Source organism: Streptomyces sp. SCSIO 75703, assembly GCF_036607905.1.
GTDB lineage: Bacteria > Actinomycetota > Actinomycetes > Streptomycetales > Streptomycetaceae > Streptomyces.
Window position 1 is genome coordinate 4,660,915 of record NZ_CP144555.1, and the last position, 12,525, is coordinate 4,673,439.

A 12,525-nucleotide genomic window follows, 5' to 3' on the forward strand; every position below is an offset into this window, starting at 1 on the left:
CCGACGTGCGTACCCTCTGCGCTTCGACCCTGATCGGCGAGTTCTTCGTGATCGGCTTCGCCGCCCTCGTCGCCATGAAGGACCCCGGCCTGTCCATGACCACCGTGTGGACGGTCAGCGGCATCGCCATGTTCCTGTGCCTGGCGCTGTGCGGCGTGGTGACCCGGCCCGGCGGCATCGCCCTCGGCTGGGCCCTCCAGGCCGCCCTGGTCGCCTCCGGCTTCGTCGTGCCGACGATGTTCTTCATGGGCGCGCTCTTCGGCGCCCTGTGGTGGGCCTCCGTACACTACGGCCGCAAGATCGACGAGGCGAAGGCGCGGTTCGCCGCGCAGGCCGCCCAGGACGAGACCCCCGCGCCTGACGCTGCGTGACGGACGCCGCGACACGCCCGGTAACCTCTCGTCCAGCACCCCTGTGATGTGAAGGAGCCCTCCCGTGACCCAGCGCACCCTCGTCCTGCTCAAGCCCGACGCCGTCCGGCGCGGACTGACCGGCGAGATCATCAGCCGGATCGAGCGCAAGGCCGGCTGGCGGATCACCGCGCTGGAACTGCGCACGCTGGACGCCGGCACGCTGGAGCAGCACTACGGCGAACACCAGGGCAAGCCCTTCTACGAGCCGCTGATGGAGTTCATGGCCTCCGGCCCCGTCGTCGCCCTGATCGTCGAGGGTGAGCGCGTCATCGAGGGCGTGCGCGCGCTGGCCGGCCCGACCGACCCGATCGCGGCGGCCCCGGGCTCCATCCGCGGCGACTACGGGGTGATCGTCCGCGAGAACCTGATCCACGCCTCCGACTCCGAGGAGTCGGCCGAGCGCGAGGTGAAGATCTTCTTCCCCGGCCTCGCCTGAACCACCGGAACATCTTTTTTCTGACGCGCCGTCAGCCCAGAGGGGCCCGGCGGACCGGGGCGGTCGCCGAGAAGCGACCGCCCTGCGGCATATGCGTGCCGATCGGGGGAACGGATTCCACCGTTGGCCCGTCTCCACAAGCGAGGCGGTGCGCCATCTGCTGACAATGGCGAAGACCCTCGCGCGGTGTTCGTGAAAGCGCGTCTACCATGGAAGCCTTCACGTCACTGCACCCACCTCGCCGACCTGAAAAGCCCTCATAGGCTTGTGGGAAGGCCAGCCGAATCCTGATGGGGAACTCAATGTCGTTCATCGGCCGTGACATGGCTGTCGACCTCGGGACCGCCAACACGCTGGTGTACGTCAGGGGTCGCGGGATCGTACTGAACGAGCCGTCCGTCGTCGCGATCAACACCAACACCGGTGGCATCCTCGCGGTCGGCGCCGAAGCGAAGAAGATGATCGGGCGCACCCCGGGCAACATCGTCGCCGTGCGCCCGCTGAAGGACGGCGTGATCGCCGACTTCGAGATCACCGAGCGGATGCTCCGCTACTTCATCCTGAAGATCCACAAGCGGCGGTATCTGGCTCGTCCGCGGGTCGTCGTCTGTGTGCCCTCGGGTATCACCGGCGTCGAGCGCCGCGCCGTCATCGAGGCGTCGTCCCAGGCCGGCGCCCGCCAGGTGCACATCATCGAGGAGCCCATGGCCGCGGCCATCGGCTCCGGCCTGCCGGTCCACGAGGCCACGGGCAACATGGTGGTCGACATCGGCGGCGGCACCACGGAGGTCGCGGTCATCTCCCTCGGCGGCATCGTCACCGCCCAGTCCATCCGCGTCGCGGGTGACGAGCTGGACAACGCGATCATCCAGCATGTGAAGAAGGAGTACAGCCTTCTGCTGGGCGAGCGCACGGCCGAGTCGATCAAGCTCACGATCGGATCGGCGTACGACCTCGACTCCGACGAGCACACCGAAATCCGCGGCCGGGACCTCGTCTCCGGCCTGCCCAAGACCGTCGTCATCTCGGCCGCCGAGGTCCGCAAGGCGATCGAGGAACCCGTCAACGCCATCGTCGACGCGGTCAAGACGACCCTGGACAAGTGCCCGCCGGAGCTGTCCGGCGACATCATGGACCGGGGCATCGTCCTGACCGGCGGCGGGGCGCTGCTGCGCGGCCTCGACGAGCGGCTGCGCAGGGAGACCGGCATGCCGATCCACATCGCCGAGGACCCGCTCGACAGCGTCGCGCTCGGTTCCGGGAAGTGCGTCGAGGAGTTCGAGGCGCTCCAGCAGGTGCTGGACGCCCAGCCCCGCAGGTGACGTCGCACGACGGTTCCGCCGTACGAGACGATCCCCTCTCGTGCGGCGGATCGTTGATATAGAGACATGAGAACGCCCCCGAGTCCCGGGCCGGATGTTCCCGGGCGGCGCGGAGAACACCCCGACGCGCCGGCGGGTTTCCCCGGACACCCGAAACGTCCGCGCCCGACGTCCCCAACGTCCGGAGAAACACCCCTGGTTTGCGAAGTATCCGTACCACCCGTGGAAACCGCAGTTCCCGTACTCCCGCAAGACCCGCGGTTCCCGTACTTCCCGAAGTGGCCCCGCTTCCCGGGGCGTCCGCACTTCCCGAAGCGGGCCCCGCCTCCCGAAACGCCCGAAGTCCCCGCACTTCCCGCGGTTCGCGCAGTTCCCGTAGTTCCGTGGTACCTGCGCTTCCCGAAGCAACCGAAGTACCCGGGGCAATCGAAGCAACCGCAGTACCCGAAGTACCCGCAGTTCCCGCAGTTCCCGCAGTTTTCCGACTCCGACGAGGAAGGCACGGCCGCCGCACGTGAGGGACACGAAAGAGAGCCGGCTGCTCCTGGTGCTGCTGATCGCGATCGCGTTCGCGCTGATCACGGTGGACATCCGCGGCGGTGAGGACTCACCCGTCGACGGCGCCCGGCAAGCCGCGGCCACCGTCTTCGGCCCGATCGAGAACGGCGTGTCGGCCGCCGTCGACCCGGTCGGCAACGCCGTCGCCGCGATCCGCTCCTCCGGCGACCGGCACGACCGGCTCGCCGCCCTGGAGACCGAGAACGCCGCCCTGAAGGCCAAGCTCGGCAGCGACGAACGCGGACGCAGCCGCCTGCGCCAGTTCGACAAGATGCTCGGCCTCGCCGGCGCCGGCCAGTACGGCATCAAGGGCGCCCAGGTCATCGCCATAGGAGCCGCCCAGGGCTTCTCCTGGACCATCACCATCGACGCCGGCGCCAACGACGGCATCCAACGCGACATGACCGTCCTCAACGGCGACGGACTCGTCGGCCGCGTCACCACCGTCGGCCCCCACACCGCCACCGTGCTCCTCGCCAACGACCCCGACTTCACCGTCGGCACCCGCATGGAGTCCGGCGACGAACTCGGCTTCGCCTCCGGCCAGGGCGACCGCCCCCTGCGCGTCGAACTCCTCAACGGCAAGGCCGACGTCAAGAAGGGCGACCGGCTCGTCACCTTCGGCTCCCAGGCCGACAAGCCCTTCGTGCCCGGCGTCCCCGTCGGCGTCGTCAGCCGCGTCGACCCCTCCGGCGGCGACCTCACCCGCACCCTCTACGTCACGCCCTTCGCCAGCTTCACCAAGCTGGACGTGATCGGCGTCGTCGTCCAGGCCCCCAAGAAGGACCCGCGGGACACGGTGCTGCCCGACAAGCCGGAACCGAAGCCCGCGCCGACCGTCACGGTCACCGTGACCCCGTCCGCCCCGGCCCCCGACGGCCCGCCGCAGCCCGAGCAGTAGGAGCACTCACCCCATGCGCGTCAACCGGATCCTGCTCTCCTCCTCCCTGGTCGTCGTCGCCCTGGTGGTACAGGTCAGCGTCCTCGCCCGGCTCCAGCTCCCCGGCGCCGTCCCCGACCTGCTCCTGCTCACCGTGGTCGGCCTCGCCCTCGTCTACGGCCACGTCGGCGGCGCCCTCATCGGCTTCGGCGCCGGCCTCCTCGCCGACCTCGCCCCGCCCGCCGACCACGCCGCCGGCCGCTACGCCCTCGTGCTCTGCCTCGTCGGCTACCTCGCCGGCCTCGCCCGCCCGGAGAACGGCCGGCTGCGCTCCGCCGTCGGCCCCATGGCCGTCGTGGTCGCCGCGGCCGTCGGCACCACCCTGCTCTACGCCGGCGTCGGCGCCCTCGTCGGCGACACCGCCGCCCGCGACGTCGGCCTGCCCGGACTCCTGTTCACCGCCGCCCTGTACGACCTGCTCCTCGCGCCCTTCGTCGTCCCCGCCGTGATGGCCCTCGCCCGCCGCGCCGAGAACGACCCGCTGGCCGACTCCGGGTCCACCGCCCAGAACACCGACATCGCCTCCGGCTGGCTCTCCGGCGGCACCGGACTGCGCATCGGCGGCCAGCGCAACCCCCTGCGCGTCAAGGCCGCCCGCTCCCGCGGCGCCCGCGCCGGACGCATCAAGGGGGTCAAGCGGCTGTGACACCGGGGGCAGCACAGGCCGTACAGGCAGCACGGGCCGTACGGGCCGTACGGGCCGCACACACGCACACACGTCGCGCGGGGGAGCCGGCAGCAGTGACCCACATCCACCCGTCGCCCACCACCACCCACCACGGAACGGGCCCGGACCATGACTAACATCCCGGAGACCGGCCGGAACACGCGCGTCCAGACCCGGCTCGTCGTCATCCAGATCCTCGTCCTCTCCCTGCTCGGCACCCTCGGCGGACGCCTGTGGTACCTCCAGATCCGCCAGGGCGACGAATACGCCAAGAAGGCGTCCGGCAACCACGTCCAGCAGGTCGTCCAGCCCGCCGTGCGCGGCTCCATCCTGGACAGCCGAGGCGTCCCCCTCGCCGACAACGAGACCCGCCTCGTGGTCTCCGCCTCCCGCACCGAACTGATGAAGATGAAGGACGACGGCGACGCCGTCCTCACCAAGCTCGCCGACGTCCTCGGCATGAAGCCGCAGGAGGTCAGGGAGAAGGTCCGGCTGTGCGACGCCAAGACGCCGCAGCCCTGCTGGAACGGCTCCCCCTACCAGCCGATCCCCATCACCGACGAGGCCACCCCCAAGCAGGCCCTCCAGATCCGCGAACGCTCCGAGGACTTCCCCGGCATCACCGCCGAACCCGAGGCCGTCCGCCGCTACACCGCCCCCGGCAAGGCCAACACCGCCCAGGTCCTCGGCTACCTCTCCCCGGTCACCGACGACGAGATCCAGAAGGCGCAGGACACCGACTCGCCGTTCCTGCGCTCGGACCAGGTCGGCCGCTCCGGACTGGAACGCCAGTACGACAAGGCGCTGCGCGGCAAGGCCGGCGTCACCCGCTACGAGGTCGACAACCTCGGCCGCGTCATCGGCCAGGCCGAGTCCGACCCCGCCGAACCCGGCTCCAACCTCGTCACCAGCATCGACGCCCGCGTCCAGCGGGTCGCCGAGTACGAGCTGAACGAGGCCATGAAGGCCGCCCGCAACGAGTTCGACCGCAACACCAACACCACCTACAAGGCCGACGCCGGCGCCGTCGTCGTCATGGAGGCCAAGACCGGCCGCGTCGTCGCCATGGCCTCCAACCCCAGCTACGACCCCAACGCCTGGGTCGGCGGCATCTCCGCCAAGGACTACAAGAAGCTCACCGGCAAGGACTCCAACTACCCGCTCCTCAACCGGGCCATCCAGGGCCAGGCCGCCCCCGGCTCCATCTTCAAGGTGGTCTCCTCCGCCGCCGCCGTCGAGGCCGGCTACGACTTCGACGGCCGCTACGACTGCTCCGGCTCCTACGAGGTCGGCGGCCAGGTCTTCAAGAACTTCGAGTCCGCCAACGACGGCATGATCAGCATCGGCCGCGCCCTGGAACTCTCCTGCGACACCGTCTACTACCGCCTCGCCCACGAGGAGTGGAAGCGCGACGGCGGCATGAAGCCGAAGAAGCCCCACGACTACTTCTACAAGGCCGCCCACGAATTCGGCCTCGGCAAGGAGACCGGCATCGACCTCCCCAACGAGGTCACCGGCCGCGTCCCCGACCGCGAGTGGAAGCAGAAGTACTGGGAGGCCAACAAGGACGCCTGGTGCAAGACCGGCAAGAAGGGCGGCTCCTACGTCGAGCAGATCGCGTACGAGAACTGCCTCGAAGGCAACAAGATGCGCGCCGGTGACTCCATCAACTACTCCATCGGCCAGGGCGACACCCTCGTGACCCCCATCCAGATGGCCACCGTCTACTCGGCCCTCTCCAACGGCGGCACCCTCTACGCCCCCACCATCGGCAAGGCCGTCGTCAGCCCCGACGGCAAGCACGTCGAGGAGATCGAGCCCGCCTCCCACGGCAAGCTCCCCCTCTCCAAGGCCACCCTCGCCAAGATGGACGAGGCCCTCGAAGGCGTCGCCACCCGCGGCACCGCCGCCTGGCGCTTCGGCGGCTGGCCCCAGGACAAGATCCCCATGCGCGCCAAGACCGGCACCGCCGAGGTCTACGGCAAGCAGACCACCTCCTGGTTCGCCACCTACACCGACGACTACGCCATCGTCATGACCATCTCCCAGGGCGGCACCGGCTCCGGCGCCTCCGGCCCCGCCGTCCGCAAGATCTACGACGCCCTCTACGGCGTCCAGGCCGACGGCTCCCTCGACAAGGGCAAGGCCCTCATGGCCAAGCCCATCACCGCCCTCCCCGAGATCAGGACGGACGGCACCATCGCCGCCCCGAAGATGCCCGAGGACCCCGTCAAGGAACTCCTCGCCACCCCCCGGAACACCCAGGACACCCCGCCGCCCGGCGGCGACGACCCCACCGCCCCGCAGGACCCGCAGGCCACCGTCGAACCGCCCGCCACCGGCAACCGGCAGACCCGCAGGCGGACCCGGAGGACCGGAAGGACCCGCACATGACCGGAACCAACAGCTTCCAGGTCTCCGGATACGGCCCCGAACGCTCGGGCTGGACCCGCGTCTTCGCCCGCGACTCCCTCGCCCGGCGACTCGACTGGCCGATCCTCACGGCCTCCGTGGTCCTGTCGATGATCGGCGCCCTGCTCATCTACTCGGCCACCCGCAACCGCACCGAACTCAACCAGGGCGACCCCTACTACTTCCTCACCCGGCACCTGCTCAACACCGGCATCGGCTTCGCCCTCATGGTCGCCACCATCTGGTTCGGCCACCGCGCCCTGCGCACCGCCGCCCCCGTCCTCTACGGCGCCTCGGTCTTCCTCAACCTGCTGGTGCTCACCCCGCTCGGCTCCACCATCAACGGCGCCCACTCCTGGATCAAGCTCCCCGGCGGCTTCACCCTCCAGCCCTCCGAGTTCGTGAAGATCACGATCATCCTGGGCATGGCGATGCTGCTCGCCGCCCGCGTCGACGCCGGCGACAAGCCCTACCCGGACCACAAGACCGTGCTCCAGGCACTCGGCCTCGCCACCGTGCCCATGCTCATCGTGCTGCTCATGCCCGACCTCGGCTCGGTCATGGTCATGGTCGTCATCGTGCTCGGTGTGCTCCTCGCCTCCGGCGCCTCCAACCGGTGGGTCTTCGGGCTGCTCGGCACCGGGGTGATCGGCTCCCTCGCGGTCTGGCAGCTCGGCATCCTCGACGAGTACCAGATCAACCGCTTCGCCGCCTTCGCCAACCCGGAACTCGACCCCGCCGGCGTCGGCTACAACACCAGCCAGGCCCGCATCGCCATCGGCTCCGGCGGACTCACCGGCTCCGGCCTCTTCCAGGGCTCCCAGACCACCGGCCGCTTCGTGCCCGAGCAGCAGACCGACTTCGTCTTCAGCGTCGCCGGCGAGGAACTCGGCTTCCTCGGCGCCGGCCTCATCATCGCCCTGCTCGGCATCATCCTCTGGCGCGGCTGCCGCATCGCCCGGGGCACCAGCGACCTGTACGGCACCATCGTCGCCGCCGGCATCGTCGCCTGGTTCGCCTTCCAGACGTTCGAGAACATCGGCATGACCCTCGGCATCATGCCCGTCACCGGCCTGCCCCTGCCCTTCGTCTCCTACGGAGGCTCGTCCATGTTCGCCGTCTGGGTCTCCATCGGACTCCTGCAGTCCATCACCGCCCAGAGACCCGTCTCCGCCTGACCCGCGCGGATGCCGCCCAGGCGGCCCGCCGGGTTAGTCTGGGTGGCCACCCGCCCCCCGGCCGCCGGCTGGGGGACACCCTGTCAGCACACAAAGGTCCCGCCAGATGCCTGCCGAAGCCGCCGAGTCGGTGTTCCCGCAGCTCGAAGCTCTGCTCCCGCATGTGCAGAAGCCGATCCAGTACGTCGGCGGAGAGCTGAACTCCACGGTCAAGCCCTGGGAGGAGAACGACGTCCGCTGGGCGCTCATGTACCCGGACGCCTACGAGGTCGGACTCCCCAACCAGGGCGTCATGATCCTCTACGAGGTCCTCAACGAGCAGCGCGGCGTCCTCGCCGAACGCACCTACAGCGTCTGGCCCGACCTGGAGGCGCTGATGCGGGAACACCACGTCCCGCAGTTCACCGTCGACAGCCACCGCCCGGTCCGCGCCTTCGACCTGTTCGGCCTCTCCTTCTCCACCGAACTCGGCTACACCAACATGCTGACCGCCCTGGACCTGGCCGGCATCCCCCTGGAGGCCGCTGACCGCGGACCCGACGACCCCGTCGTCGTCGCCGGCGGACACGCCGCCTTCAACCCCGAGCCCATCGCCGACTTCATCGACTGCGCCGTCCTCGGCGACGGCGAACAGGCCGTCCTGGAGATCACCGCCGTCGTCCGCGCCTGGAAGGCCGAGGGCCGCCCCGGCGGACGCGAGGAACTCCTGCTGCGCCTGGCCCGCACCGGCGGCGTGTACGTCCCCGGCTTCTACGACGTCGAGTACCTCCCCGACGGCCGCATCGCCCGCGTCGTACCGAACCGCTCCGGCGTGCCCTGGCGCGTCTCCAAGCACACGGTGATGGACCTCGACGAGTGGCCCTACCCCAAGCAGCCCCTCGTCCCGCTCGCCGAGACGGTCCACGAGCGGATGTCCGTGGAGATCTTCCGCGGCTGCACCCGCGGCTGCCGCTTCTGCCAGGCCGGCATGATCACCCGCCCGGTCCGCGAACGCTCCATCACCGGCATCGGCGAGATGGTCGACAAGGGACTGAAGGCGACCGGCTTCGAGGAGGTCGGCCTGCTGTCGCTCTCCTCCGCCGACCACAGCGAGATCGGCGAGGTCGCCAAGGGCCTCGCCGACCGCTACGAGGAAGACAAGATCGGCCTCTCGCTGCCCTCCACCCGCGTCGACGCCTTCAACATCGACCTGGCCAACGAGCTGACCCGCAACGGCCGCCGCTCCGGACTGACCTTCGCCCCCGAGGGCGGCTCCGAACGCATCCGCAAGGTCATCAACAAGATGGTCTCGGAGGACGACCTCATCCGCACCGTCGCCACCGCCTACGGCAACGGCTGGCGCCAGGTGAAGCTGTACTTCATGTGCGGACTGCCCACCGAGACGGACGACGACGTCCTCCAGATCGCCGACATGGCCACCCGCGTCATCCAGAAGGGCCGCGAGGTCTCCGGCTCCGGCGACATCCGCTGCACCGTCTCCATCGGCGGCTTCGTCCCCAAACCCCACACCCCCTTCCAGTGGGCACCGCAGCTCTCCGCCGAGGAGACCGACGCCCGCCTGCAGAAACTCCGCGACAAGATCCGCGGCGACAAGAAGTACGGCCGCTCCATCGGCTTCCGCTACCACGACGGCAAGCCCGGCATCGTCGAGGGCCTGCTCTCCCGCGGCGACCGCCGGATCGGCGCCGTCATCCGCGCCGTCTACGACGACGGCGGCCGCTTCGACGGCTGGCGCGAACACTTCTCCTACGACCGCTGGATGAACTGCGCCGACAAGGCGCTGGAGCCCTTCGGCGTCGACGTCGACTGGTACACCACCCGCGAGCGCGGCTACGAGGAGGTCCTGCCCTGGGACCACCTCGACTCCGGCCTCGACAAGGAGTGGCTCTGGGAGGACTGGCAGGACGCCCTCGACGAGACCGAGGTCGAGGACTGCCGCTGGACCCCCTGCTTCGACTGCGGCGTGTGCCCCGCGATGGACACCTCCATCCAGATCGGCCCGACCGGCAGGAAACTGCTCCCGCTGACGGTCACCGGACAAAGCGCCGGCTGACCCGCCGGGACGCCCTTTCCCCCAAAGGAGAACGACGGGCGCGGTCATGCGGGACATTCTCCGAAAGCCTCCCGCATACCGCGCCCTCTCGTTTCCGGAAATCCGTGAACCACGGCCGCAACGACGCACACCACCGCAATACGCGCACCCGCGTCGCGGCGGAACACCCGCCCCGGCAAGGAAGCACAGCCCCCGCGAGCCCGCCCCCGCAAGGGCCTCGCGGACGCCCGGAACCGTCCGTGAACAGCCGAAACCCGCCGTTAGACTGAACCGCATGGACGCGACGAGCCGCAAAGCAGCACTGAAGAAAGCGACATTCCCCGCGATCGTCGGACTGCTTCTGGTCGGCTGGATCACCTATATCGTCGTCGCCATCGCCAACGAACCCGAAAAGACCGCCTCACCCACCCCCGCCGCGCTCACCGAGGACATCGCCACGGCACTCGCCGTCCAGGACGCGGACGCCCTCGCCGCACACCTCTCCGCGCAGGCCGGCGAGGGATACGCCGAGGCCCTGCTCGACCGGTTCTCCGCCCTGCCCGGCAGCCTGGAGGTGACCCACGAGGGCACCGGCGACCGCCCCTTCGCCGCCCTCCGCCAGGGCGGTCACTGCCTGGGCTTCGACCTGCGCAAGAGCGGCGACGGCTGGGTCATGGACGCCGTACCCCGCCTCCAGGGCTGCGAGAAGTAGCCCCCGGCCCCCGCCCCCCCCGGGAACCAGGACCCGGGGGGGGCGGGGTACGCCCGGGGGAGTGAGTGACGGCGGCGCGGCGCGGCCCGGCCCCGCACGGCCGGCCGCTACTTGCTGACCGCGAACCGCATCAGCGCGTGCTCGTCACCCTGCTTGATCTTCCCCGTCACATTGATCACTTCCAGCTTCCAGCCGGTGCCCACCCGCACCGCCTTCGCCACCGCGCAGCCGTTGTCCTGCGTCAGCAGACTCGGCCAGATGTCCGCCACCTGCTGCGAACTGCCCCCCGTCGCGTCGTACACCTTGAAACTGATGTTGCGCGCCTTCTGGAACGAACTGCCCTTCTTGTAGGCCGCCGCGATGAACACGATCGACGTGATGTGGGACGGAATGCGCGCGAACTCCACCGTCACCGTCTCGTCGTCGCCGTCCCCCCGGCCCGTCTGGTTGTCACCGCTGTGCAGCAGCGAGCCGTTGCCCATCGGATCCAGCGAGTCCAGACCCGCCAGCCGCACCGGGTCCGCGCCCTGCAGCGCGATGGCGATCAGGTCCAGGTCCGTGCCGGACTTGCGGCGCAGCGCCCCCAGCAGCCCTCCGCTGCTGCCGGAGGTCGGGTCCCAGGACACCCCGATGGACAGGTGCGTCACCCCGTCCAGATCCGCCGGGCCGTCTTCCTTCGTGAGCGTGATCATGCGTGGCACAGCCTTTCCGTCGGTACGAGAAGCGGGCACGCACAGTCTGCCTGGCGGCCCCCGGCGCCCCCGCCCGAGCCCCCGCCCGGAAACCCCGGGGACGGGGGAACCATCCCGCGCCGCGGCACGTACTCTTGGAAGCAGGACGACCGCACTCACGAAGGACTGAACGACACTGGGCAAGCGACAGCCCGAAGGACCGCCGCCCGTACCCGCGGTGCAGCGCATCCGACTGCGCTACACCAAGCGCGGCCGCCTCCGGTTCACCAGCCACCGTGACTTCCAGCGTGCCTTCGAGCGCGCGCTGCGCCGCGCCGAGGTGCCCATGGCGTACTCGGCGGGGTTCACGCCGCACCCGAAGGTGTCCTACGCCAATGCCGCACCCACCGGCACGGGCAGTGAGGCGGAATACCTGGAGATCGCGCTCACCGAAGCGCGCGACCCCGACACCCTGCGCCGCCTCCTCGACGCGTCCCTGCCCGCCGGTCTCGACATCGTCGACGCGGTCGAGACCCGCACCTCCGGGCTCGCCGACCGGCTGACGGCCTCCGTGTGGGAGCTGCGGCTGGACGGCGTGGACCCGGCCGAGGCCGAGCGCGCCGCCGCCGCCTTCACCGCGGCCGACGGTGTCGAGGTGCAGCGCCGCACCAAGAGCGGCCTGCGCACCTTCGACGCCCGCGCGGCCGTCGTGAGCCTGCGCACCGGACAGCGCGACCCCGCGCAGGCTGATAGGCCGAGCGACCGGCCCTGTGCGATACTGCGGCTGGTTGTTCGGCACGTGACGCCTGCCGTACGACCCGACGACGTCCTGTCCGGTCTCCGCGCCGTGGCCGACCTGGCGCCGCCGGTCCCCGCAGCGGTGACCAGGCTGGCGCAGGGGCTGCTCGATGAAGAGACCGGTGCGGTGACCGACCCGCTCGCGCCCGACCGCGAGGCAGTAGCGCCCGAGCCGCCCACGGCCCCCGCTGCCGCTGCCGCCGCGAAGGCACCGGCGTAAGGAAGGTCCCGCGCAGGGACGGATGTCGTAGCGCCGCCCTTCGACCTCGGGAGCCACCTGGGTCGGGCAGCGCACCCACCACAAGACTTTCGCCAGGCCGTGCACCACAAGGAGTGCGGAACCGGCGAGACAGACACGGAGAGCTCCCGAGCGGCGCCCGCGCCCC

11 protein-coding genes are annotated in these 12,525 nt (G+C 70.3%); 10 read left to right on the plus strand and 1 reads right to left on the minus strand.

Annotated features, from left to right (window positions below; all coding sequences use genetic code 11):
• The first annotated feature begins 5 nt into the window (after nt 1-5).
• From VM636_RS20460 to VM636_RS20500, 9 genes are all read left to right on the plus strand, one after another.
• The gene (locus VM636_RS20460; RefSeq protein WP_030418272.1) at nt 6-371 is read left to right on the plus strand and encodes a DUF4233 domain-containing protein; all 366 of its coding nucleotides are present in this window, start codon (nt 6-8) and stop codon (nt 369-371) included.
• A gap of 64 nt (nt 372-435) precedes the next feature.
• Nucleotides 436-849, plus strand: coding sequence for a nucleoside-diphosphate kinase (ndk, locus tag VM636_RS20465; protein ID WP_338485277.1), 414 nt, complete (start codon nt 436-438; stop codon nt 847-849).
• 302 nt (nt 850-1,151) lie between these two features.
• Complete coding sequence (locus VM636_RS20470) at nt 1,152-2,171, plus strand: rod shape-determining protein (RefSeq protein WP_030418274.1); 1,020 nt, start codon at nt 1,152-1,154, stop codon at nt 2,169-2,171.
• A 514-nt stretch (nt 2,172-2,685) separates the two neighbouring features.
• Nucleotides 2,686-3,630 (plus strand): rod shape-determining protein MreC, encoded by a 945-nt coding sequence (gene mreC, locus VM636_RS20475; protein ID WP_030418275.1) that lies wholly within the window; start codon nt 2,686-2,688, stop codon nt 3,628-3,630.
• A 13-nt stretch (nt 3,631-3,643) separates the two neighbouring features.
• Complete coding sequence (mreD, locus tag VM636_RS20480; RefSeq protein ID WP_030418276.1) at nt 3,644-4,315, plus strand: rod shape-determining protein MreD; 672 nt, start codon at nt 3,644-3,646, stop codon at nt 4,313-4,315.
• Between the two features lie 150 nt (nt 4,316-4,465).
• On the plus strand, nt 4,466-6,730 hold the full coding sequence (mrdA, locus tag VM636_RS20485; RefSeq protein ID WP_030418277.1) for a penicillin-binding protein 2: 2,265 nt from the start codon (nt 4,466-4,468) through the stop codon (nt 6,728-6,730).
• Complete coding sequence (gene rodA, locus VM636_RS20490; protein WP_030418278.1) at nt 6,727-7,926, plus strand: rod shape-determining protein RodA; 1,200 nt, start codon at nt 6,727-6,729, stop codon at nt 7,924-7,926. The genes mrdA and rodA overlap by 4 nt, the downstream gene beginning before the upstream one ends.
• A gap of 106 nt (nt 7,927-8,032) precedes the next feature.
• Nucleotides 8,033-9,979, plus strand: a complete 1,947-nt coding sequence (locus VM636_RS20495; RefSeq protein ID WP_030418279.1) for a TIGR03960 family B12-binding radical SAM protein — start codon at nt 8,033-8,035, stop codon at nt 9,977-9,979.
• A 274-nt stretch (nt 9,980-10,253) separates the two neighbouring features.
• The gene (locus VM636_RS20500; RefSeq protein WP_053912482.1) at nt 10,254-10,670 is read left to right on the plus strand and encodes a hypothetical protein; all 417 of its coding nucleotides are present in this window, start codon (nt 10,254-10,256) and stop codon (nt 10,668-10,670) included.
• 107 nt (nt 10,671-10,777) lie between these two features.
• On the opposite strand, the gene VM636_RS20505 is transcribed toward VM636_RS20500, so the two are convergent.
• Nucleotides 10,778-11,362 (minus strand): TerD family protein, encoded by a 585-nt coding sequence (locus VM636_RS20505; protein WP_030418281.1) that lies wholly within the window; start codon nt 11,360-11,362, stop codon nt 10,778-10,780.
• Nucleotides 11,363-11,579: 217 nt separating this feature from the next.
• Between VM636_RS20505 and VM636_RS20510 the strand changes: the two genes are divergently transcribed.
• A complete protein-coding gene (locus VM636_RS20510) occupies nt 11,580-12,359 on the plus strand; it encodes a TIGR03936 family radical SAM-associated protein (RefSeq protein WP_030418282.1) in 780 nt (259 codons plus the stop codon).
• The last annotated feature ends 166 nt before the right edge of the window (nt 12,360-12,525 follow it).